The organism is Agromyces tropicus (assembly GCF_039531345.1).
Classification (GTDB): Bacteria; Actinomycetota; Actinomycetes; order Actinomycetales; family Microbacteriaceae; genus Agromyces; species Agromyces tropicus.
On the sequence record NZ_BAAAPW010000002.1, the window covers coordinates 1 to 21,238 of the forward strand.

Below are 21,238 nucleotides of genomic sequence, written 5' to 3' on the forward strand. Positions count from 1 at the left end.
GCTAGGCTTCATCGTTCGACTTGCATGTGTTAAGCACGCCGCCAGCGTTCGTCCTGAGCCAGGATCAAACTCTCCAAAAAAAATGGTTCAACCAACCCCCAAAAAGAAGGAAGGCCAAGTTCAATCACTGACAGAGAAACAACTGACTCGAAAATCAAATTGTCCATCAATCAAAGAAATCACCGCCCACCCCAAAACGGAGCGGGACGGGGTTCAAAAAATGGCATTGAACATAGTGCACGCTGTTGAGTTCTCAAGGAACGGACGCACCCGACAGACCGACCCGGAAACCCGAGCCGCTCCCACCGGGGCAACTTTCCCAATATACCACCCCGACCCGCGCCGGCACATCGACCGGAACCGACCCCCGAGAGGGATCCGGATCATCATGGAGTGGTCCACCCAGGCTTGAAGCAACCGAGTCGCACGAAGCGCCTACGAGGCTGTTTGGCTGGGGTGTCTGCCCGGCTCGGAAGCGTTTCTCCCGCTCCCGCCGCCGCGGCGACAAGAGAAGAATCTACGCGACCCGGGGCCCACTGCCAAATCGTGCCCCGCGCCCGGGCGTGTCGCGCCTCGGCTGGGGCCGAGATCCGCATGATTCCGCGGATCTCGGCTCCACGGGTGCAGGCGTCCGCACGACGACGAAGGGCTCCCGCGACCGGGTCGCGGGAGCCCTCGGGAGGCGGGTCTCGTGGATGGTCGGCCGGCGGCATCCGACCGATCCTGGTCACAGGCCCGAGTACGCGTGCAGCCCCTTGAAGAACAGGTTCACCACGGTGAAGTTGAACAGCACCGCGGAGAAGCCGATGATCGCGAGCCACGCGGAGCGCGAGCCGCGCCATCCGCGCGTCGCGCGGGCGTGGATGTAGCCGGCGAAGACCACCCAGATGATGAAGGTCCACACCTCCTTGGTGTCCCAGCCCCAGTAGCGACCCCAGGCCTTCTCGGCCCAGATCGCGCCGGCCATGAGCGTGAACGTCCAGAGGATGAATCCCACGATGTTGACGCGGTACGCCAGGTTCTCGAGGGCGGTCGAGTCGGGCAGGGTCGCGAGGAACGACTTCTTGACCGCATCCGCCGTCGCGGCGATCGACTCCCGGCGCGACTGCATGAGCTGCACCACCGAGAGCGCGAACCCGAGGGCGAAGAAGCCGACCGCCGAGGTCGCGACGAACACGTGGATCACGAGCCACACCGACTGGAGAGCCGGAGGCAACGGCACGACGCTGACGTAGAAGTTCACGGTGGCCACGCCCAGCAGCACCAGGACGAGCCCGGTCACGAACGTGCCGAGGAATCGCAGGTCCGTCCTGGCGATCAGCAGCACCAGCAGGAACACCGTCGTGATCACGAGCGTGCCCGTCAGGGCGAACTCGTACATGTTGGCCCACGGCACCCGACCCGCGGCGATCCCGCGGAGCACGTCGGCGGACAGGTGCAGCACCCAGGCGAGGACGGTCATGGCGACCGCGACGCGAAGCGACGGCGAACGGCCGTAGTCGACGGACGGCGCCGATCCCGAGCCGCCGCGTCCCCGGCCGACCGGGGTCCGTGCGGCGCGAGGCGGCGCGGTGGTCGTGCGGCCTCCCGAGGCGGCGGCGCCCTGGAGCGCGGGCTCGCGATCGGCGGCGACCGACCCGACACCCGCGGACTCCGTGGGCCCGCCGGCCGCGGCATCCGCCGCCCTCGCCGACGCGGCCGACCGGCGCGCCAGGTCGATCGCGTACGCGATGAACGCGATCGCGTACACGGCCATGGCCGAGTACACCGCGATGATGGAGATCTCGTCGAGCGTCACTGTCCTACCTTACGTCGAAGGATTCTCGGGATCGTCGGGGGTTCCGGCGTCCGCGGCGGGCGGAGCCGCGGCATCCGCGGGCCCCGCCGCCGGCGCCTCGGCCGGCCCGGCATGCCGGTCCGCGAACTCGTCCACCGCGCGCCCGAGCGTCGGATCGTCGCCGCGCGCGAGGCCCGCGTACTCGAGCACCACCCGGCCGTCCGACCGGGTCACGGCCTTGACCCACATGCGCCGGCGCGGGACGAACAGCGACAGCAGGAGGCCGCCGAGGATCAGGAGCGCGAAGACGAGCACCCAGCCCTGCGACGGGTCGTGGTGGACGTCGAACGAGGCGAATCGCGGCACGCTCTGCGAGAAGTCGCCGTCCGCGGCATCCGGGGTCGCCGACGCGAACTCCACCGTGCCCAGGCCGTCCGGCAGCTCCGTCGACGCTCCGGGCATGAGCTCGATCGAGTCGACGCCCGTCTGCCCGCCCGTGAGCTGCTCCATGCCGCTCGTGTCGAGCTGGTACACCGAGCGCGGCGTGCCGTCGTCGATGCCGAGGTCGCCCGAGTACACGTTCAGCGTGAGCACCGGGTAGATGAGGTCCGGGTACGTCGACGTGAACGCCCCCGTCGAGAGCGTCGACTGCGTCGGGTAGAAGAAGCCGACCATGCCGACCTGCTCGTCGAGCCCGTCCGGCACCTTGACGACGCCGATCGAGGTGAGGTTCGCGTCCTGCGGGAGGAAGGGCACCGAGTCGGTGAAGACCACGTTCCCGTCGGGGTCGCGCACCGTGATCGTCGGCGCGTACCCGTTGCCGAGCAGGTACACGTCGGTGCCGTACTCGTAGAGCGGCTCGTTGACCTTCACGTCGCGATCGGCCGACCCGTCCGGACCGTCGATCGTGACGTGGGCGGTGAAGTCGATCGGCTGCCCCAGCGCGTCCGCGTTCTCGGTCTCGTAGACCGCGTCGAGCTCCTCGAGTGTGAGTCGGTACGGCGTCAGCCGGCCGTCGTCGAAGAAGCGGCCCGGGTTGAAGGAGTCGTACGCCGCGAGCGTGTTCACGAACGACTGCCCCTCGACGATGACCCGCTGGCCGTTGAAGCCGAACCCGCCGCCGATCGCGACGGTCACGAGCACCCCGAGCAGGGCCGTGTGGAACACCAGGTTGCCGGTCTCGCGGAGGTAGCCGCGTTCGGCCGAGACCGACGGCGTGCCGCGCGCGTCGTAGCGCTCGACGCGGTACCCGGCGCGCTTCAGCTCGGCGGCCGCATCGGCGATGGCGACCTGCGCCGCGTCGGCCGCGTCCTCGCCCTCGGCGACGTCGAGGTCGCGCTCGGTGAACGCCGACAGGCGCGACAGCCGGGCAGGGGTCTTCGGCGGGCGCGCCCGGAGCGCCTCGAAGTGGTGCTTGGTGCGCGGCACGATGCACCCGACGAGCGAGACGAACAGCAGCAGGTAGATGGCCGAGAACCAGACCGACGTGTAGACGTCGAACATCTGGAACGAGTCGAGGACCGGGGCGAGGTCGGGGTTGTCGGCGAAGTACTGCACCACGCCGTTCGGGTCGCTCGAGCGCTGCGGCACCAGCGAGCCCGGCACCGCGGCGATCGCGAGCAGCAGGAGCAGCAGCAGCGCGGTGCGCATGCTCGTGAGCTGGCGCCACGCGAAGCGCAGCCAGCCGACCGGTCCGAGCCGGGGTGCGGTGACGGATGCCGCGTCCGCGCCGCCCGCCGACGCGCCACCGCCGTCGGGCTCGGCCGCCGTCGCGGCCGTGCCGTCGTCGTAGTCCGACGGCCGGAGCGGGTCGACGCCCGTGTCCCGCGACCGCGCGGCATCCGACCGCCCGGTCTCAGATCGCTGGGACGAAACCACTGATCACCGCCTGCAACTCGTACATCCAGATGGTCCAGAGGCCCGACACCATGAGCAGGCCGATGACGATGAGCAGTGCACCGCCGATGAGGTTCACGGCGCGGATGTGACGCCGGACGAACGCGAGGGCGCTCGCCGCCCAGCCGAAGCCGAGCGCGACGAGCACGAACGGGATGCCGAGGCCGATGCAGTACGCGAGACCCAGCAGCGCGCCCCGGCCGGCGGACGCAGAGTCGGCGCTGAGCGCGAGCACGACCGCGAGCGTCGGCCCGATGCAGGGCGTCCAGCCGAGGCCGAACACGATGCCGAGCAGCGGCGCGCCCGCCAGCCCGGTCGCCGGCCGCCACGAGGGCTTGATGGTGCGCTGCAGGAACGTGAACTGCCCGACGAAGACGAGGCCCATCACGATGAGCACCACGCCGAGCACCCGGATGATGAGGTCCGACCAGCGCGCGAGCCATGCCCCGAGCACGCCGAAGGTCGTCGTGAAGACGAGGAAGACGAGCGTGAAGCCCGCGATGAAGAGGAGCACCCCGAGGAGCAGCCGTCGCCGCGCGCGACGGGCCTCGGCGGCCTCGGCGGACGCGTCGGCGAACCCGCCGAGGTAGCCCAGGTAGCCGGGCACCAGTGGCAGCACGCACGGCGAGAGGAACGAGACGAGCCCGGCCGCGAGCGCGATCGGCAGTGCGGCGAGCAGCTGTCCGTTGAAGACGATCTCCCCGAGCTCCATCCGTCGCCGCCTAGGCCGCCGCGGCCTCGTCGACGAGGTCGCCGACGATCGTGGAGAGGATCGAGGCGTCCTCCAGTTGGCCGAGGATCCGCGCTGCGACGCGCCCCTCGGCATCGAGGACGAGCGTGGTCGGCACGGCGGCCGGCGGCACGTCGCCCGCGAACGCGTACTGCACGGCGCCGTCGTTCGCGTCGACGATCGACGGGTAGGTGATGCCGAAGTTCTCCTCGAAGGATGCCGCGGTCGGGGCCTGGTCGCGCACGTTCACGCCGACGAAGGTCGCCCCCTCGCCGTCGAAGTCCTCGAAGACCTGCTGCAGGATCGGCGCCTCGGCCCGGCACGGGGCGCAGCCGGCGTACCAGAAGTTGACGACGGTGACCTCGCCGGCGAGGTCGGCGGAGTCGAGGGCGCCGCCGTCGATGGTCGTTCCCGAGAAGGCGATCGGCTCGCCGCGCTGGTCGGCCGGGTACTCGGCGATCGTGCCGTCGCCGGCGATGTAGCCCTTGCCGCTCCCCTCGCGGTACTGCTCGGCGAGCGGGTCGGTGCTGCAGCCGGCGAGGGCGACGACGGATGCCACGGCGAGCGCGGCGATCCCGGCGAGCCTCGCACGAGCGGGGCCGGTGCGTGCGCGCATCACACCGCTCCCACGTCGGTGGCCAGGCCCTGCAGGCCCGCGGCGGGCTCGCGGTAGCCGACCTCGACGAAGCGCGCACCGCGCGGCTCGAAGGTCGTGATGCTCGACAGGGAGCAGCGGCGGCGGCGCGGGTCGTGCGCGAGCGAGCGGCCCGCGACGCGGCGGTGCACCATCCAGATCGGCAGCTGGTGGCTCACCATCACGAGGTCGCCCGACTCGACCGAGGCCGCGGCATCCGTCATCGCCTCGATCATGCGGTCGGCGACGGACCGGAACGGCTCGCCCCAGCTCGGCTCCCACGGGTTGACGAGGAACGCCCAGTTGCGGACGTCGCGGAGTGCGGAGTCGGGGCCCGACATCCGCTTGCCCTCGAACCGGTTGGTCGGCTCGATGATGCGCTCGTCGAGGTCGGGCTCGAGGTCGAACGCGCGGGCGATCGGCTCGGCGGACTGCTGGGTGCGCTGCAGGGGCGACGCGATGAGGCGGGCGACATGGCGCTTGCGGTCGACGAGGTCGTGCGCGGCGGACTCCGCCATCGCCCGGCCGAGGTCGCTCAGGCCGTACCCGGGGAGTCGGCCGTAGAGCACGCCCTGCGGGTTGAAGACCTCGCCGTGGCGCACGAGATGGATCTGCTCGGCCGGCACGCCCACCAGTCTACGAAGCCGTTCGCTTTGAATTCGCCGTGGAGCGTGCGCTCCGGGGCCCGCACGGCGACCCGACCGCCCGGTCGGAGCCGGAATCGGCGGCCGGTAGGATGGCCTGTCGTGAACACGCGCACCCTCGTCAAGCAGCTCGCCGCCCTCCCCGACGGACCGGTCACCGTCTCCGGCTGGGTCGAGACGGTCCGCGATCAGAAGAAGGTGCAGTTCATCATCCTGCGCGACGAGTCGGGCGCGGTGCAGCTCGTGAATCCGGCCGTGCGGGAGCTCGACCCCGAGGGCGTCAGCGTCGGCGCGGCCGAGGCATTCGCGCTCACCGAGCAGATCTCGGCGCTCGGCCACGGCACGTTCATCCGGGTCACCGGGCAGCTCAAGCACGACGAGCGCGTCAAGCTCGGCGGGCTCGAGGTGAAGATCGAGACGCTCGAGATCGTCACCGAGGCCGAGGAGACGCCCATCGCGGCCGACTCGAGCCTCGACAAGCGCATGGACTGGCGCTTCCTCGACCTGCGCCACCCCAGGCAGAACCTCATCTTCCGCATCCAGACCACGCTGCTGCACGCGATGCGCAGCTACTGGGTCGAGCGCGACTGGGTCGAGATCCAGACCCCGAAGCTGATGGCCTCGGCCTCCGAGTCGCGTGCCGAGCTGTTCGAGCTCGGCTACTTCGAGGGCACCGCGTACCTCGCGCAGAGCCCCCAGTTCTACAAGCAGATGGCGCAGCCGGCCGGCCTCGGCCGCGTCTTCGAGGTCGGCCCGGCGTTCCGCGCCGACCCGTCGTTCACCTCGCGCCACGCGACCGAGTTCACCTCGATCGACGCCGAGATGAGCTGGATCGAGTCCCACGAGGACGTCATGCGGATGCACGAGGAGGTCCTCGTCGCCGCGTTCACCGCCGTGAAGGAGAAGCACGCCGACGAGATCCGCGAGCTGTTCGGCCTCGAGGTGACGGTGCCGACGACGCCGTTCCCGCGCATCCCGCTCGCGGAGGCGAAGGAGATCGTCGCCTCGCGCGGCTACGTCGTGCCCCGCCAGGACGCCGACATGGACCCCGAGGGGGAGCGCCAGATCTCGGCGTACGTGAAGGAGGAGTACGGCCACGACTTCGTGTTCCTCACCGACTACGCGTCGAGCATCCGGCCGTTCTACCACATGCGCCACGCCGACGACGCGGGCCTCACGAACTCGTACGACCTCATCTACAACGGCGTCGAGATCTCGACGGGCGCGCAGCGCGAGCACCGCATCGACGTGCTCGTCGCGCAGGCGAAGGACAAGGGCCTCGAGCCCGAGGAGCTCGAGTTCTACCTCGACTTCTTCCGCTACGGCGTGCCGCCGCACGGCGGGTTCGGCATGGGCCTCGCGCGCCTGCTGATGCTCATGCTCGACGAGCACTCCATCCGCGAGACGACCTACCTGTTCCGCGGGCCGACGCGCCTGCAGCCGTAGCCGGAACCGTCATCGCCCGGCGGCGCGCGTAGCCGTCGGGCGCCGACGTTCGGCAGACTCGGGGTGTGGATGCCCTACTGCTGTCGTTCGCACTGGTCCTGCTGGCCGCGATCCTGATCTCCGGGATCGCGCACCGGACGGTGCTCTCGACGACCGTGCTGTTCCTCTTCGCCGGCTTCGTGCTCGGCGAGGGCATGCTCGGCGTCATCGACCTCGAGCCCACGGATCCGACCGTCACGACGGTCTCGTCGCTCGCGCTGTTCATCGTGCTCTTCACCGATGGGCAGGAGGTCGGCCTCCAGCAGCTGCGCGCCGCCTGGCGCCTGCCCGGACGGGCGTTGCTGCTGGGCATGCCGATCACGTTCGCCATCACGACGCTGCTCGGGGTGTGGCTGCTCGGCTTCGACTGGCTGGAGGCCGCGCTCGTCGCGGCGGTGCTCGCCCCGACGGACCCGGTGTTCGCGTCGGCGATCGTCGGTCGCGGCGAGATCCCGCACCGCGTGCGGCACCTCCTCGGCGTGGAGTCGGGCCTGAACGACGGCCTCGCGCTGCCCGTCGTGCTCATCCTCATCGCGACCGTCGGCGGTCCCGACGTCGAGCCGCTGGTGCTCGCCGAGGAGCTCGGCCTCGGCATCCTGGTCGGCATCGTGGTGCCGCTCATCGTGGCCTGGCTCGTGCGGCGGCGCATCTTCACGCGCACGCCGATCTACGCCTCGCTCACGCCCGTCGCGGTGGCGCTCATCGTGCTCGGCGTCTGCACGGTCACGCACGCGAACCTCTACCTCGCCGCGTACGCGGCCGGCATCACCATCGCGACCGCGTCACCCGAGATGCGCGACGCGTTCCGCGAGTTCGGCGGCCAGGTCTCCGAGCTCATGAAGCTCCTCGCGATCCTCATGTTCGGCGCGCTGATCTCGCCCGAGCTGCTCGCGTCGGTGCCGTGGACCGGCTACCTCTTCGGCATCCTGCTCCTCGTGTTCGCCCGGCCGGCGGCGGTCGAGCTGTCGCTCGTCGGCAGCGGGCTCCCGTGGGAGGAACGCGCGACGGCGGCGTGGTTCGGGCCGAAGGGCTTCGCGTCGGTGCTCTACGGGTTGCTCGTGCTGCAAAGCGGGGCGCCGGAGGCGGCGTTCATGTTCCACGTGATCGTGGTGGCGATCGTGCTCTCGATCGTGGCGCACTCCTCGACGGACGTCCCGATCGCCGGCTGGTTCGCGCGTCGAGAGGCCGCCGACCGGGAGGCCCATGCGACCTGGCGCGACACGCCGGAGGTCGGCCTGCGCGGCGGCATCCGCAAGCCCGACCGTCGGGCGACCGGGGCGACCGGGGCGACCGACGTCGAGGGCGGCACGGCGGGCGAAGGCGGCGAGCGAGGCGAAACGGATGCCGCGGCGGCCGCCGCGCCCGAACGGCCGGCCGCACCGCCCGCGTCGGAGGACTGAGCGGGGCGCCGGGGCGGAGGGGCGTGCCGAGGCGCCGTGGCGGAGGGGCGTGCCGGAGGGGCATGCCGGGGCGCCGTGCCGGGGCGACACTCGCGCGCCGCACGGCGAGTCCGCGGTCGATCGCAACCCGCGCCGGCCCGTGGCGCTCCGGCGGAGATGGCCCGGCCGAGACGGTCAGGCGCGCGCGAGCAGCGCCGTCTTCAGGCGGACGGGGTCGATCCGCCAGTACCCGTGCACCTCGTCGTCGATGAGCAGCACCGGGATCTCCTCGGCGTAGCGGGCGCGCAGCCCGGCGTCGTCGAGGATCGAGCGCTCCTCGAGCGTCGTCTGCGGCGACCCGGGCGTCGCGGCGAGCTCCTCGCGGACGCACGCCACCACATCCCGCGCGTCGTCGCACAGGTGGCACCCCGGCTTGCCGATGAGCGTGAGGTGGATGTCGGGTGCAGGGGTCACCCCGACAGGATACGTCCCACGCCGCTCCCCGCCCGCCGGCGCCGATGTCGCGCGAACCGCTCGACCCCGGCGGGTCCGAGGTCGATCTGCGCGACATCACGACGCACCCGGCGTCCAGCCTCGGGCCACGAGCTCGTCGCGGACGCGATCGAACCGGGCGCGAAGAGCGGCACCCCGGTGCGCCTTGGTGAAGCGGACGACCCGCCACCCCAGGTGCGCGAGGTCGTCGAGGCGGTCCACGTCGCGCCCGAACTGGCGGTCATCGGTCCGATGCTGCTCGCCGTCGTACTCCATGAGCACCCGGTGGTCGGGGTACCCGAGATCGCCGATCGCGACCAGGCGTCCTGCGGCGTCCCGGATCGGCGCATTCACCTCGGGTTCCGGCAGTCCGGCGCGTCGAGCCGGAGCTCGGTCTCCGCGACGGAGTCCGTTCCGGGCCTGACGTCGCCGAGTGCGGCGACCAGGCGTCGATGTCCGCGTCGGCCGCGGTGCCGGGCGACGGCCGCGTGCATCCGGTCGAGGTCCGAGGCGGGGTAGTGCCGGCGCAGCATCGCGTCGCCGATGATCACGAGCTCGCGTCGGGTCGCCTGGGCGGCGAGCTGGCACCAGGCATCCTCCAGCCGAATCACCGGCCAGCCCCGCACAATCGTCACCGGGGTCGCCCCTGCGGCCAGTCGATGCCCTCGGACGCCCCGTCCGCGTGGGATCGCCGCCGGAACGAACGCCGCGACATCCACGTCGACGGGTGCGAGCCGACGCGGGAGGTCGATGCGGTGCAGCGCGATCGCGGTGGCGTGGCTGAACACCTGCCCGCCTCGCATCAGCGGCAGGCGGGCACGGCATCGCGCCTCGAGCTCGAGCGGCTGCGCCGCCGTCACCCGGACGCCGTGGAACGGCCGGGCGAGGTCGCGTCCGCGGAGTCGGCCCTCACCCACGCCGGCGGCGCGGGCCTCGGCGACGGTGAACGGGCGGATCGAGAGCGGCATCGGCAGCGGTCGCGGCGAGGGCATGCCGGCATCCTCGCGGTCGCGCCCGGCCCTGTGACCCGCTTCACGCAACGCACGCGCGCTCCCGCGCCGCTCGGCCCCCTGTGGAGGACGCCCCACCCGCGCAGCGCGCGTCGGCGATGTCGCGCGAATCGACCCGAAGGCCGTCATCGCCCGTCGATTCGCGCGACATCACGGCCGCGGCGCGGGCGCGCGCGGCGCGCGGGCAGCGAAAAGCGCCAGGCCGGCGGCCTGGCGCTCATGCCGTGGTCGCGGAGCGACTACTTCTTGTTGCGGCGCTGGTGGCGCGTCTTGCGAAGCAGCTTGCGGTGCTTCTTCTTCGCCATGCGCTTGCGACGCTTCTTGATGACGGAACCCACGAAAACCTCACAAAGATCCGGGTCGGCCGCGCGTGCCGCAGCCGTGGGCGGAAACGCCCCGCGGTAGTCTAGCCCATTCGACCGCGAGGAACCCACGGGCACTCGTGCGGCCGGCCCCGAGGCATCCGCTAGCGTCGGGTCATGCCCCGACCCGACCTCGTCATCCGCCCGACCCGCGAGGACGATTGGCGCGACGTCCGCGCCCTCCGCCTCGAGATGCTGCAGGACACCCCGATCGCCTTCGGCGACACGCTCGAGCGCGCGCGGGAGTTCGACGAGGCCGAGTGGCGCACGCGCGCGAAGCGCGGGGAGTCGAGCGAGCAGACCGCGCTCGTCGCGATCGAGGGCGACCGCTGGGTGGGCACGATGGGCTGCTACGTGCCGGACGCCGCGACCGGGCCGCTGCTCGTCGGCGTCTACGTCAGCCCCGACCGCCGCGGCGAGGAGGCGGGCATCACCCGCGCCCTCCTCGAGGCCATCGAGGGATGGGCCGCCGAGCGCGCCGACACGCTCCGGCTCGAGGTGCACGAGGACAACCCGCGCGCCCGCCGGTACTACGAGCGCATGGGCTTCACCTACACCGGCCATCGGCGCGCCTACGAGCTCGAGCCGGGCGGACTCGAGCTCGAGATGGTGAAGCGCCTGCGCTGAGTCGGACGGGTCCGACAGACTGGGGGCGTGGACCTCATCGTGGTGGGCGTGATCCTCTCGGCCGTCGGCGCCGGGGTGGCCGCGGGCGTGTTCTTCGCGTTCTCGGCCTTCGTCATGCAGGGACTCGACGCCCTGCCCGAAGCGGATGCCGCGCGCGCCATGCGCGCCCTCAACGTGACGGCGGTGCGCTGGCCGCTCATGCTCGAGCTGTTCGGCACGGCCCTGCTGCTCGCGGCGATCGCGGTCGCCGACCTGCTGCTGCCGCCGGACGGGCTCACCTGGTGGGTCGTCGCCGCCGCCGCCCTCTACGTCGTGTCCGTCGTGCTCGTCACCGGCGGAGGCAACGTGCCCCGCAACAACGCCCTCGCCGCGGCCCGCGACGAGCACGGCGCGCTCTCCGAGGCGTGGCGGGCGTTCCGCCCGGGCTGGGTGCGCTGGAACCACGTGCGCACGATCGGCGCGGCCACCTCGTGCGCGCTGCTCGTGATCGGGCTCGTCGTCGGGGGCTGACCCGCGGGCCCTGCCGCGCGGCATCTCACTCGCGCTCGGGCCGGCGGCGCTTCGGCGTGACCACCGCCGAGACCTGGTGCGCCGTCTCGGCGAACGCCTTGCCGAGGGCGGACGCGAAGGCGCGCTGGTCGTCGTTCAGGTCGGTCTCCGCGTCGGCGCCGGCCAGCGTCACCGCGTCGGCCGCGGCATCCGTCGTCACGAACGGGATCAGCCAGTCCTCGAGGCGCTCCAGCGGCGCCCGGTCGAGGTGGTAGTACCGGTGCTGCCCCTCCTCGCGGACCCCCACGAGGCCGGACTCCCGGAGCACCTTCAGGTGCTTCGACACGGTCGGCTGGCTGACGCCGAGCGCCGCGACGATCTCGCCGACGCTGATCTCGCCACCGGAGTCCGGCTGCGAGGTCTCGCGCTCGAGGAGCACCCCGAGGATGTCGCGCCGGGTCGGATCCGCCACCACGTCGAAGATGTCCGCCATGGTGCAAGGGTAGTCAGTCGCGCGGAAGGCTGGGAGTACCATGACTCTCGCGTCGAGCGGAGGAGGGCGGATGGCCGCGCAGCCCGGGGGTCGCCGAGGTCCCGCTCGGGGTCCGTCCAAGGGCGCCGCCGGGGGTCAGGCCCGCGGTCAGGTCCGGCGTTCCTGGCTCGGCGGCGTGCGCGACGCGATCGACGGGCTCGTGCGGAGCTCGCCCGCCCGGTTCGCGATCCTCGTCTTCGCCACCCTCGTGCTGATCACGACCGCGCTGCTCTCGCTCCCGCTCGCCCGGGCGGGTGCCGGAACCGGCGGCACGCCGCTGTACGACGCGTTCTTCACCGCCGTCTCGACGATCTGCGTCACCGGCCTCACGACGGTCGACATGGCGACGCACTGGTCGCCCTTCGGCAACACGATCATCTTCATCGGCATGAACGTCGGCGGCATGGGCGTGCTCACGCTCGCGTCGATCCTCGGCCTCGTCATCTCCCGGCGCCTCGGCCTCCGCGCGAAGCTCATGGCGGCGAGCGACACGAACCCGTCGCGCGTGCACGCGGGCCCGGTCTCCGAACGGCAGGCCGTGCGGCTCGGCGAGGTCGGCGGCCTGCTCGTCACGGTCGCGGTGAGCACGCTGTCGATCGAGGCGGTGATCATGCTCGGCATGGTCCCGAGCGTGATGGCGAAGGGCCACGACTTCGGCCTGAGCCTCTGGTACTCCGCGTACTACGCGGTGAGCGCGTTCACGAACACCGGATTCAACCCCAACCCGCTGGGGCCGGCGGAGTTCTTCGACGACTACTGGTTCCAGTCGCTCATGATGCTCGCCGTGTTCCTCGGCAGCCTGGGCTTCCCGGTCATCTTCGCGCTCCTGCGCACGTGGCGCTCGCCGCGGCGCTGGAGCGTGCACGTGAAGCTCACGCTCACCACGACCATCGTGCTCTGGATCGCGGGCGCCATGACCTTCCTGGTGCTCGAGTACAACAACCCGAAGACGTACGGCTCGTTCGGATTCGTGAAGACCTTCTACGAGGCGTTCTTCATGTCGACGATGACGAGGTCGGGCGGGTTCTCGACGATCGACATGGCCGACCTGTACGGCTCCAGCCTGCTCGTCACCGACATGCTCATGTTCGTCGGCGGCGGCTCCGCGTCGACCGCCGGCGGCATCAAGGTCACCACGCTCGCCGTGCTGTTCCTCGCCGCCTACGCGGAGGCCAGGGGCGCACCCGCGATGGAGGCGTTCGGACGCCGGATCCCCCGCGACATCCTCCGGCTCGCCGTCAGCGTCGTGCTGTGGGGCGCGACGATCGTGGCGGTCTCGACGGTGATCATCGCCCAGATCACGAAGTCCGCGCTCGACTTCGTGCTCTTCGACGTGATCTCGGCCTTCGCCACCTGCGGGCTGTCCACGGGACTCACCGAGTCGCTGCCGCCCGAGGGCAAGTACGTCATGGCTGCGACGATGTTCATGGGACGCGTGGGCACGGTCACCCTCGCGGCCGCACTCGCCGCCGCGCAGAAGCGGCAGCTGTTCAGACGACCGGAAGAGAGGCCCATCGTTGGTTGATCGCATCAAGCACGACGCGCCGGTGCTCGTCATCGGACTCGGACGGTTCGGGGCGGCCACCGCCGGCCAGCTCGACCGTCTCGGCCGCGAGGTCCTGGCGGTCGACGAGGACGAGGGCCTCGTGCAGAAGTGGGCGGAGCGCGTCACGCACGCCGTCGTCGCCGACGCCAAGTCGCTCGACGCGCTGAAGCAGATCGGCGCGCAGGAGTTCTCCATCGCGGTGTGCGCGGTCGGCTCGTCGGTCGAGGCGTCCGTGCTGATCACCGCGAACCTCGTCGACCTGAAGATCCCGCAGATCTGGGCGAAGGCGATCTCGTCGAGCCACGGCAAGATCCTCGAGCGCATCGGCGCGAACCACGTCATCTATCCCGAGCGGGAGGCGGGCGAGCGCACCGCGCACCTCGTCTCGGGCCGCATGCTCGACTTCATCGAGTTCGACGACGACTTCGCGCTCGTGAAGATGTACCCGCCGAAGCCGATCCGCGGCAAGACGCTCACCGAGTCGGGCGTGCGCTCGCGCCACAACGTCACCGTGGTCGGCGTGAAGAGCCCCGGCAAGCCCTTCACCTACGCGACCGAGCAGACCGTGGTCACCACGCACGACCTGATCATCGTCTCGGGCACCGAGACCGACATCGAGAAGTTCGCCGCGCTCGAGTGACGGATGCCGGCGACCGCCGCCCCGCGGCATCCGTCGGCCGGACCGGCCTCAGGCGACGACCTCGGCGACCGTCGACGCCACCGTCGCCGCGATGCCGATCACGATCAGGATGATCGCGAGCGTGCCGAGCACGCGGGGCAGGTGCGAGGACGCCTCGAACCGCAGCCGGCCGGGCGACTTGCGGCGCACCCAGCCGACGAGCTCTCCCTCCTCGCCGTGCCGCACGTGCTCGTCCTCGTCGATCGGCCGCTCGTGGAACTCGCCCCCGGCGAACCAGCGCACGACCGGGCCCTCCGACCGCTCGACGATGGCGACCTCGGTCGGATCCCAGACGCCGTCCGAGATGCGCGCGAACGTGAACGCGAGCAGGAGCACGAGGCCTGCGGCGAGCGCGATCCACGCGATCACCTCGCCGGCGATGGCGATCACGTCGAGCGGCTCCATGGCGCGAGCGTACCTGCCGATCGAGGCACGCCCGCGCACCGCCGCGACGACGCTGGTGCCGCCCGCGGCGACGCGCGTAGCATCGCGGCCATGACCACCGTCATCAGCATCCACGGGCTCGAGAAGCGGTTCGGGAGCACGGTCGCCCTCGACGGGCTCGACCTCGAGGTCGCGTCGGGCGAGATCCACGGGTTCCTCGGCCCGAACGGCGCCGGCAAGTCGACGACGATCCGGATCCTGCTCGGGCTCGCGAGACCGTCGGGCGGCGAGGCCCGGCTGTTCGACCGGGACCCGTGGCGCGACGCGGCGGACCTGCATCGACGGGTCGCCTACGTGCCCGGCGACGTGAGCCTGTGGCCGAACCTCTCGGGCGGCGAGGCGATCGACCTGCTCGCCCGGCTCCGTGGCGGGACCGCCGATCGCGCCGCCTACGACGCGCGCAAGCAACGGCTGGTCGAGGCGTTCCAGCTCGATCCGCGCAAGAAGGGTCGCGCCTACTCGAAGGGCAACCGGCAGAAGGTCGCCCTCGTGGCCGCGTTCGCCGCGCCCGCCGAGCTGTACATCCTCGACGAGCCGACGAGCGGCCTCGACCCGCTCATGGAGCAGGTCTTCAACCGCGAGATCGCGCGGGCCGCCGCCGACGGCGCGACGGTGCTCCTCTCGAGCCACATCCTCTCGGAGGTCGAGGCGCTCTGCGACCGCGTCAGCATCATCCGCGCCGGGCGGCGCGTGGAGTCGGGCACCCTCGCGGAGCTCCGGCACCTGACCCGGTCGTCGGTCGCCTTCGTGCACGTGCCGGGGCAGGAGACGGCGATCGAGGGGCTGGAGGGCGCCCACGACGTCGTGGTGGGCTCGGGCCGCGTGCAGTTCACGGTCGACAGCGACCGGGTCGCCGCACTGCTGCCGGAGCTCGGGCGGCTCGGCGTGCAGGGCCTCACCGTCGCGCCGCCGTCGCTCGAGGAGCTCTTCCTCCGGCACTACGGCGACGATCCCGCGATGCTGGCGGGCGCGGAGGCGACGGCGTGAGCCCGACGGCGCTGCTCGTGCCGCTCGTCGCGCAGCGCATCCGCCGCGACCGGATCCAGCTCGTGCTGTGGATCGTCGGCACCGCGGCGCTGGCGCTCATGGCGACGGCGGCGGTCGGGAGCACGTTCGGGGACGAGGCCGAGCGCGAGTCGATCCTGCGGCTCACGCTGCTCGCGCCGGCGATCCTGCTCTTCCGCGGCACGCCCAACGGGGCGGGCGAGGGCGAGTTCGCGGTGTTCCTGATCCTCGCGTTCCTGTGCCTGATGGCCGGGCTCATGAACACCTTCCTGGCCGTCCGGCACACGCGAGCCGACGAGGAGCAGGGTCGCGCCGAACTGGTGGCGGCGACGCCGGCGGGCCGTGTGCTGCCGACCGCCGCGACCGTCGTGCACGGCGTGCTGGCGAACGTCGTGCTCGCCGTGGCCGTCGCCGCCGCCTTCGCGGCGAGCGGGCTCGAACTCGCCGGCTCGGCGGTGACGGGGTTCGCGGTCGGCGCCACGGGCGTCGCGTTCCTCGGCCTCGGGCTCGTCGCGGCGCAGCTGTTCCGCACCTCCCGGAGCGCGAACGCGCTGTCGGTGGCGCTCGTGATCGGCGCCTACGTGGTCCGCGGCATCGGCGACGCGCTCGGCGAGGCCTCCGACGACGGGCTCTCGCGGACCGCCGCCTGGCCGAGCTGGCTCTCTCCGATCGGCTGGGCCCAGCGCACCGAGCCGTTCGCCGCGAACGACCTCGTCCCGCTCGTGCTCTCGCTCGGGCTCGCCGCGGCGTGCATCGGACTCGTCTTCGTGTTCCAATCGGCCCGCGACAGCGGCGCGAGCCTGCTCCCAGGCCGTGCGGGCCGCCCGAGCGCGGGCGTGCTGCTGTCGGGCCCGACGGGCCTCGCCTGGCGGCTGAGCCTCGGGGCGATCATCTCCTGGGCCATCGGCGCCGCCGTCGCCGGGGCGCTCGCGACGACGCTGACGCCGCTCGTCGGCCGGATCGGCGCCGACGCCCCCGCCATCGCCGAGACGCTGCGGCAGATCGGCGGGCCCGATGCGTCGCTCGAGGAGGCGTTCACGGTCACCTTCTTCTCGATGGTCGGCATCCTCGCCGCAGCCGCGGCCCTGCAGGCCGTCATCAAGGCGCGTCAGGAGGAGACGCACGGCACCGCCGAGCCGGTTCTGGCCACGCCCGTGCCGCGTCGGTGGTGGCTCGGCGGCTACGGCCTCGTCGGCGGTTTCGCGATCCTCGTCGTGCTCGGGTTCGCGGCCGTCGGCGCGCTGCTCGGCGCACTGGCGTCCGACGACCCGGCGGCCTCGGCCGAGAACGCGCTGAAGTCGGCCCTGGCCCAGGCTCCTGCGGCGCTCGTGTACCTCGGCCTCGCACTGCTCGTGTTCGTGCTGCTGCCCCGCCTGACGATCGCGGTCGCGTGGGCGCTGCTGGCCGCCGGCGCGTTCTTCGGCGTCTTCGGCGAACTCCTCGGCCTGCCGGACTGGGTGCACGACCTGTCCCCGTTCTCGCACGCGCCCCTGCCCGTCGCCGGGGAGGTCGACTGGACGGGCGGGTTCTGGATGCTCGGCATCGCCGGGGCGGCGATCGCGCTGGCCGTCGCGGCGATGGGGCGCCGGGAGCTCGCGACCGACGGCTGAGCCGGGGCTGCCGCCCCGCGGCATCCGCGTAGCCTTGACGGGTGGATTGCGCGTACTTCGACGCGGGGCGCTGCCGGTCGTGCGCGCTCATGGGCCGGCCGTACCCGGCGCAGCTCGCCGACAAGCAGCGGCACGCCGAGGAGCTGCTCGATCCGTTCGACGTGCCCGAGTGGCTGCCCGCCGTCGCGAGCGGCGAGCGCGACTACCGCAACAAGGCGAAGATGGTCGTCGGCGGCACGGTCGACGCGCCGACGATCGGGATCCTCGACGCCGACGGCCACGGCGTCGACCTGCAGGCGTGCGGCATCTGCTCCCCCGGCCATCGCGCGGCGTTCCCCGTGCTCGCACGCTTCATCACGCGGGCGCGGATCGCGCCGTACGACGTCGGCGCCCGCCGCGGCGAGCTCAAGCACCTGATCGTGACCGAGTCGCCCGACGGCGAGCTCATGATCCGCTTCGTGCTGCGCTCGACCGAGCCGCTGCAGCGCCTGCGCAAGCACCTGCCCACCCTGCTCGCCGAGCTCCCGCGGGCGCGGGTGGTGTCCGCGAACCTGCTGCCGGAGCACAAGGCCGTGCTCGAGGGCTCGGAGGAGGTCGTGCTCACCGAGCACGACACGCTGCCGATGCGGCTCAACGACGTGACGATGCACCTGCGCCCGCAGAGCTTCTTCCAGACGAACACCGCGATCGCCGGGGCGCTGTACGCGGAGGCGCGGGAGTGGATCCGGGACCTCGCACCCGAGGACGCGTGGGACCTGTACTCGGGCGTCGGCGGCTTCGCGCTGCACCTCGCCGGCGGCGAGACGGCCGTCACGGGCATCGAGACGAGCGTCGAGGCGGTCGCGAGCGCCGAGCTCAGCCGGACGGATGCCGCGCTCTCGCGCGTGCGCTTCGCGGCGGGCGACGCCACCGAGTTCGCGCTCGGCGCGGCATCCGCCCCCGACCTCGTCGTCGTGAACCCGCCGCGGCGGGGCATCGGCGCCGAGCTCGCCGACTGGCTGGAGCGTTCGGATGCCGCCCACGTGCTCTACTCGAGCTGCAATGTCGCGTCGCTCGCGAAGGACCTCGCCGCGATGCCGTCGCTGCGGCCCGTGAGGGCGCGCGTCTTCGACATGTTCCCGCAGACGACGCACTTCGAGGTCATGCTGCTGCTCGAGCGCCGCTGACGCGGTCCACCCATCATCGCGTTTCTCAGGAGCGACGCGGCCGATCCCGTCCGCTCTCAGGTGGACACGCCGGGCGCGGACGCGACACGCCGGATAACTCCTGAGAAACGCGAATCGGCAGCGCTGCGGGGCGGCGGGGCGGGTCAGGAGCCGGCGGCGAGCTCGCGGGCGCGGGCGAGGGCCGCGTCGGTCGCGCGCGTGAAGAGGTCGGCGAGACCGGCCTCCTGCAGCACGGCGACGGCCCGCTCGGTCGTCCCCTTGGGGCTCGTCACGCGGCGACGCAGCTCGGCCGGGTCGTCGTCGGATGCCGCGAGCAGCTCGCTCGCGCCCCGGAACGTGCCCTGCACCATCGTCGCGGCCTGCTCGGTCGTGAAGCCTTTCGCGACGGCGGCGCGCTGAAGCTCCTCGATGAGGAGGAACACGTACGCCGGCCCCGACCCCGAGATCGTCGAGAGCGCGTCGAGCTGCGGCTCGGGCACGACGAGCACCTCGCCGACCGTCTCGAACAGCGCCACCACGAGCGCCAGGTCGTCCTCGCTCGACCGGGTGCCCGGCGAGACGCCCGTGACGGCCCGGCCGACGACCGCGGGCGTGTTCGGCATCGTGCGCACGACCGACACGTGCTCCGGCAGGTGCGCCTCGAACGTCGCGACCGTGACGCCCGCCGCGACGCTGACGACGACGGTGCCCGGCTCGAGCGCGTCGGCGATCTCGTCGAGCAGGTCGGGCACCATGCCGGGCTTCACCGCGACGACCACGAGCTTCGCGCCGGCGACCGCCCGACGGTTCGCGTCGGCATCCGCCTCGGTGGCGTAGCCGGTGACCCGCGGCTCGTCCGCGAGCTCCGCGAGCCGTTCCGCGCTGCGGTTGGTGGTGCGGATGCCGCCGGCCACGCTCACGTGCGGCGCGAGCAGCCCCGCGAGGATCGCTCGGGCCATCGATCCGGCACCGAGGAAGGCGATCGCGGGCAGGTCAACCGGCTGGCGAGAGGTCATGGGAGCCATCCTAGGATTGGCCCATGAGCGCATCCGGCGGCAGTAAGGCGATCCTGGCGGCATTCCTCGCGAACCTGGGGATCGCCATCACGAAGTTCATCGCCTGGGCCGTCTCCGGGTCGGCCTCGATGCTGGCGGAGGGCGTGCACTCCGTGGCCGACTCGGGCAACCAGCTGCTGCTCATGCTCGGCGGGCGCCAGGCCAAGAAGGCGGCGGACCGCGAGCACCCGTTCGGTTACGGGCGCGAGCGGTACGTGTACGCGTTCGTCGTCTCGATCATCCTGTTCTCGGTCGGCGGCGTGTTCTCGATCTACGAGGGCGTCGACAAGCTCACGCACCCGCACGAGCTCGAGAACGCCTGGCTGCCGATCCTCGTGCTCGTGATCGCGATCGCGCTCGAGTCGTTCTCGCTCCGCACGGCGGTCAAGGAGTCCAACCGGGTTCGCGGGACGCTCTCGTGGCCGCAGTTCATCCGCCGGGCGAAGGCGCCCGAGCTGCCGGTGGTGCTGCTCGAGGACGTCGCGGCACTCACCGGCCTCGCGTTCGCGCTGCTCGGCGTCGGCCTCACGGTCATCACGGGCGATTCCGTGTTCGATGCCATCGGCACGCTCATGATCGGCACGCTGCTGATCGTCGTGGCGATCATCCTCGGCATCGAGACGAAGAGCCTGCTCGTCGGCGAGGGCGCGACCGAGCCGGTGCTCGCGAAGATCGAGGCCGCGATCCTCGGCGGCCCCGAGGCCGAGCGCATCATCCACATGAAGACCCTCTACCTCGGGCCCGACGAGCTGCTCGTCGCCGCGAAGCTCGGCTTCGCCGCCGACCAGCGCCTCCAAGAGGTCGCGACCGCGACGAACGTGATCGAGCGCCGCATCCGCGCCGCCGTCCCCATGGCGCGCGTGATCTACATCGAGCCCGACGTGTACGTCGATCCGAACCTGACCGCGCCGCCCACCGACGCGATCGTCATCAAGGGCCTCGAATGACGACGGATGCCGCCGGCACGGCCGGCACGCCCGTCGCCCTCGTGCTCCGCCACGACTCGGCGATCGGCCTCGGCAACCTCGGGCCGACGCTCGAGGCGCACGGCTACGAGGTGCGGTTCCTCGACGCGCCGAACGAGGACGTCACGGCGATCGATCCGCTCGGGCCCGACGTGGTCGTCGTGCTCGGCGGCGACGAGGGCGTGTACGAGGCCGAGGAGTATCCGTACCTCGCACACGAGATCGAGCTGCTCCGCGCCCGCATCGCCGCGGAGGCGCCGATCTTCGGCGTGTGCCTCGGCGCGCAGCTGCTGGCCGCCGCGCTCGGGGCCGACGTGTACCGGGGACCGCGGAAGGAGGTCGGCTGGCTCGGCGTCGAGCTGACCGACGCGGGCGAGGCGTCGCCGGTGCGACATACGCGCGACGTGCGCTTCGTGCAGTGGCACGGCGACACGTTCGACCTTCCCGACGGGGTCGAGCTCCTGGCGGGATCGCGCCAGTACGCGAACCAGGCGTTCCGCCGGGGCGACTGGCTGCTCGCGGTCCAGTTCCATCCCGAGGTCACGCACGAGATCCACGAGGACTGGCTCGCCGCCTGGGGCGACGAGCTGCCCGAGTACGGGCTCACCGTCGACGGCATGCGGGAGCTGCAGGCGACGTGCGGGCCGTCGGCGGCGGCCGCGTCGGCGGCGATCCTCGGCGAGTTCGTGGAGGGTCTGGCGACGCACCGCGAACTGCCGCGCGCGAGCTGAG

23 protein-coding genes and 1 rRNA gene are annotated in these 21,238 nt (G+C 72.0%); 11 read left to right on the forward strand and 13 right to left on the reverse strand.

Translation table 11 applies throughout. The features are described from left to right. The 6 genes from ABD230_RS05700 to ABD230_RS05725 all read right to left on the reverse strand — a co-directional run. A 16S ribosomal RNA gene (locus ABD230_RS05700) occupies nt 1-80 on the reverse strand; the annotation flags it as partial. Between the two features lie 647 nt (nt 81-727). Then, the gene (gene ccsB / locus ABD230_RS05705) at nt 728-1,756 is read right to left on the reverse strand and encodes a c-type cytochrome biogenesis protein CcsB (protein WP_344373235.1); all 1,029 of its coding nucleotides are present in this window, start codon (nt 1,754-1,756) and stop codon (nt 728-730) included. A 51-nt stretch (nt 1,757-1,807) separates the two neighbouring features. After that, the gene (gene resB / locus ABD230_RS05710) at nt 1,808-3,655 is read right to left on the reverse strand and encodes a cytochrome c biogenesis protein ResB (RefSeq protein ID WP_344370238.1); all 1,848 of its coding nucleotides are present in this window, start codon (nt 3,653-3,655) and stop codon (nt 1,808-1,810) included. Further along, nucleotides 3,633-4,385, reverse strand: coding sequence for a cytochrome c biogenesis CcdA family protein (locus ABD230_RS05715; protein WP_344370239.1), 753 nt, complete (start codon nt 4,383-4,385; stop codon nt 3,633-3,635). The genes resB and ABD230_RS05715 overlap by 23 nt, the downstream gene beginning before the upstream one ends. A gap of 10 nt (nt 4,386-4,395) precedes the next feature. Then, a complete protein-coding gene (locus ABD230_RS05720) occupies nt 4,396-5,019 on the reverse strand; it encodes a TlpA family protein disulfide reductase (RefSeq protein ID WP_344370241.1) in 624 nt (207 codons plus the stop codon). Next, nucleotides 5,019-5,663, reverse strand: a complete 645-nt coding sequence (locus ABD230_RS05725; RefSeq protein ID WP_344370242.1) for a histidine phosphatase family protein — start codon at nt 5,661-5,663, stop codon at nt 5,019-5,021. Before ABD230_RS05725 ends, ABD230_RS05720 begins: the two co-directional genes overlap by 1 nt. Nucleotides 5,664-5,783: 120 nt before the next feature. On the opposite strand from ABD230_RS05725, the gene aspS reads away from it, so the two are divergent. Together aspS and ABD230_RS05735 are read left to right on the forward strand one after the other, a co-directional pair. Then, nucleotides 5,784-7,127: an aspartate--tRNA(Asn) ligase gene (aspS, locus tag ABD230_RS05730; protein ID WP_344370243.1), complete on the forward strand. Its 1,344-nt coding sequence runs from the start codon at nt 5,784-5,786 to the stop codon at nt 7,125-7,127. 65 nt (nt 7,128-7,192) lie between these two features. Continuing rightward, nucleotides 7,193-8,566 (forward strand): cation:proton antiporter, encoded by a 1,374-nt coding sequence (locus ABD230_RS05735; RefSeq protein ID WP_344370244.1) that lies wholly within the window; start codon nt 7,193-7,195, stop codon nt 8,564-8,566. A 174-nt stretch (nt 8,567-8,740) separates the two neighbouring features. Here the strand turns inward: ABD230_RS05735 and ABD230_RS05740 are convergent, their stop codons facing one another. The 4 genes from ABD230_RS05740 to ABD230_RS05755 form a co-directional block, all read right to left on the reverse strand. After that, nucleotides 8,741-9,019, reverse strand: a complete 279-nt coding sequence (locus ABD230_RS05740; protein ID WP_344370245.1) for a glutaredoxin family protein — start codon at nt 9,017-9,019, stop codon at nt 8,741-8,743. Between the two features lie 96 nt (nt 9,020-9,115). Beyond that, complete coding sequence (locus ABD230_RS05745) at nt 9,116-9,391, reverse strand: DUF559 domain-containing protein (RefSeq protein ID WP_344370246.1); 276 nt, start codon at nt 9,389-9,391, stop codon at nt 9,116-9,118. Beyond that, nucleotides 9,388-10,029, reverse strand: coding sequence for a hypothetical protein (locus ABD230_RS05750; RefSeq protein WP_344370247.1), 642 nt, complete (start codon nt 10,027-10,029; stop codon nt 9,388-9,390). The genes ABD230_RS05745 and ABD230_RS05750 overlap by 4 nt, the downstream gene beginning before the upstream one ends. Nucleotides 10,030-10,286: 257 nt before the next feature. After that, on the reverse strand, nt 10,287-10,385 hold the full coding sequence (locus ABD230_RS05755; RefSeq protein ID WP_003792170.1) for a 30S ribosomal protein bS22: 99 nt from the start codon (nt 10,383-10,385) through the stop codon (nt 10,287-10,289). A 141-nt stretch (nt 10,386-10,526) separates the two neighbouring features. On the opposite strand from ABD230_RS05755, the gene ABD230_RS05760 reads away from it, so the two are divergent. Both ABD230_RS05760 and ABD230_RS05765 read left to right on the forward strand, forming a co-directional pair. Then, on the forward strand, nt 10,527-11,036 hold the full coding sequence (locus ABD230_RS05760) for a GNAT family N-acetyltransferase (RefSeq protein ID WP_344370248.1): 510 nt from the start codon (nt 10,527-10,529) through the stop codon (nt 11,034-11,036). Nucleotides 11,037-11,063: 27 nt separating this feature from the next. Continuing rightward, complete coding sequence (locus tag ABD230_RS05765) at nt 11,064-11,546, forward strand: anthrone oxygenase family protein (RefSeq protein WP_344370250.1); 483 nt, start codon at nt 11,064-11,066, stop codon at nt 11,544-11,546. 25 nt (nt 11,547-11,571) lie between these two features. On the opposite strand, the gene ABD230_RS05770 is transcribed toward ABD230_RS05765, so the two are convergent. Further along, nucleotides 11,572-12,018 (reverse strand): ArsR/SmtB family transcription factor, encoded by a 447-nt coding sequence (locus ABD230_RS05770; protein WP_344370251.1) that lies wholly within the window; start codon nt 12,016-12,018, stop codon nt 11,572-11,574. Nucleotides 12,019-12,193: 175 nt separating this feature from the next. Here ABD230_RS05770 and ABD230_RS05775 point away from each other — a divergent pair, with 175 nt between their 5' ends. Together ABD230_RS05775 and ABD230_RS05780 are read left to right on the forward strand one after the other, a co-directional pair. After that, a complete protein-coding gene (locus tag ABD230_RS05775; RefSeq protein ID WP_344370252.1) occupies nt 12,194-13,582 on the forward strand; it encodes a TrkH family potassium uptake protein in 1,389 nt (462 codons plus the stop codon). After that, entirely contained in the window at nt 13,575-14,243 is a 669-nt protein-coding gene (locus ABD230_RS05780) for a potassium channel family protein (protein ID WP_344370254.1), read from the forward strand. The genes ABD230_RS05775 and ABD230_RS05780 overlap by 8 nt, the downstream gene beginning before the upstream one ends. A 48-nt stretch (nt 14,244-14,291) precedes the next feature. Here ABD230_RS05780 and ABD230_RS05785 read toward each other — a convergent pair whose 3' ends face one another. Next, on the reverse strand, nt 14,292-14,687 hold the full coding sequence (locus ABD230_RS05785) for a hypothetical protein (RefSeq protein ID WP_344370256.1): 396 nt from the start codon (nt 14,685-14,687) through the stop codon (nt 14,292-14,294). Nucleotides 14,688-14,777: 90 nt separating this feature from the next. On the opposite strand from ABD230_RS05785, the gene ABD230_RS05790 reads away from it, so the two are divergent. Genes ABD230_RS05790 through rlmC form a run of 3 tightly spaced genes read left to right on the forward strand, consistent with a single transcriptional unit; the run spans nt 14,778 to nt 18,507 of the window. Next, a complete protein-coding gene (locus ABD230_RS05790) occupies nt 14,778-15,713 on the forward strand; it encodes an ABC transporter ATP-binding protein (RefSeq protein ID WP_344370257.1) in 936 nt (311 codons plus the stop codon). Continuing rightward, nucleotides 15,710-17,341 (forward strand): ABC transporter permease, encoded by a 1,632-nt coding sequence (locus ABD230_RS05795; protein ID WP_344370258.1) that lies wholly within the window; start codon nt 15,710-15,712, stop codon nt 17,339-17,341. Before ABD230_RS05790 ends, ABD230_RS05795 begins: the two co-directional genes overlap by 4 nt. Nucleotides 17,342-17,382: 41 nt before the next feature. Then, nucleotides 17,383-18,507 carry a 23S rRNA (uracil(747)-C(5))-methyltransferase RlmC gene (gene rlmC / locus ABD230_RS05800; protein WP_344370259.1) on the forward strand — a complete coding sequence of 375 codons (1,125 nt, stop codon included), beginning with the start codon at nt 17,383-17,385 and terminating at the stop codon, nt 18,505-18,507. 143 nt (nt 18,508-18,650) lie between these two features. Here the strand turns inward: rlmC and proC are convergent, their stop codons facing one another. Next, a complete protein-coding gene (gene proC, locus ABD230_RS05805; RefSeq protein WP_344370260.1) occupies nt 18,651-19,502 on the reverse strand; it encodes a pyrroline-5-carboxylate reductase in 852 nt (283 codons plus the stop codon). A gap of 23 nt (nt 19,503-19,525) precedes the next feature. Here proC and ABD230_RS05810 point away from each other — a divergent pair, with 23 nt between their 5' ends. Beyond that, nucleotides 19,526-20,488, forward strand: coding sequence for a cation diffusion facilitator family transporter (locus ABD230_RS05810; protein WP_344370261.1), 963 nt, complete (start codon nt 19,526-19,528; stop codon nt 20,486-20,488). Beyond that, a complete protein-coding gene (locus ABD230_RS05815) occupies nt 20,485-21,237 on the forward strand; it encodes a glutamine amidotransferase-related protein (RefSeq protein WP_344370262.1) in 753 nt (250 codons plus the stop codon). Before ABD230_RS05810 ends, ABD230_RS05815 begins: the two co-directional genes overlap by 4 nt. The last annotated feature ends 1 nt before the right edge of the window (nt 21,238 follow it).

Excerpts from the sequence above, each read along its gene's own strand:
- ABD230_RS05750 (WP_344370247.1), bottom strand. The coding sequence starts at position 10,029 with ATGCCCTCGCCGCGACCGCTGCCGATGCCGCTCTCGATCCGCCCGTTC.
- ABD230_RS05770 (WP_344370251.1), bottom strand. The coding sequence starts at position 12,018 with ATGGCGGACATCTTCGACGTGGTGGCGGATCCGACCCGGCGCGACATC.
- ABD230_RS05720 (WP_344370241.1), bottom strand. The coding sequence starts at position 5,019 with ATGCGCGCACGCACCGGCCCCGCTCGTGCGAGGCTCGCCGGGATCGCC.
- ccsB (WP_344373235.1), bottom strand. The coding sequence starts at position 1,756 with ATGGCCGTGTACGCGATCGCGTTCATCGCGTACGCGATCGACCTGGCG.
- proC (WP_344370260.1), bottom strand. The coding sequence starts at position 19,502 with ATGACCTCTCGCCAGCCGGTTGACCTGCCCGCGATCGCCTTCCTCGGT.
- ABD230_RS05790 (WP_344370257.1), top strand. The coding sequence starts at position 14,778 with ATGACCACCGTCATCAGCATCCACGGGCTCGAGAAGCGGTTCGGGAGC.
- ABD230_RS05760 (WP_344370248.1), top strand. The coding sequence starts at position 10,527 with ATGCCCCGACCCGACCTCGTCATCCGCCCGACCCGCGAGGACGATTGG.
- ABD230_RS05715 (WP_344370239.1), bottom strand. The coding sequence starts at position 4,385 with ATGGAGCTCGGGGAGATCGTCTTCAACGGACAGCTGCTCGCCGCACTG.
- ABD230_RS05815 (WP_344370262.1), top strand. The coding sequence starts at position 20,485 with ATGACGACGGATGCCGCCGGCACGGCCGGCACGCCCGTCGCCCTCGTG.
- ABD230_RS05810 (WP_344370261.1), top strand. The coding sequence starts at position 19,526 with ATGAGCGCATCCGGCGGCAGTAAGGCGATCCTGGCGGCATTCCTCGCG.
- ABD230_RS05785 (WP_344370256.1), bottom strand. The coding sequence starts at position 14,687 with ATGGAGCCGCTCGACGTGATCGCCATCGCCGGCGAGGTGATCGCGTGG.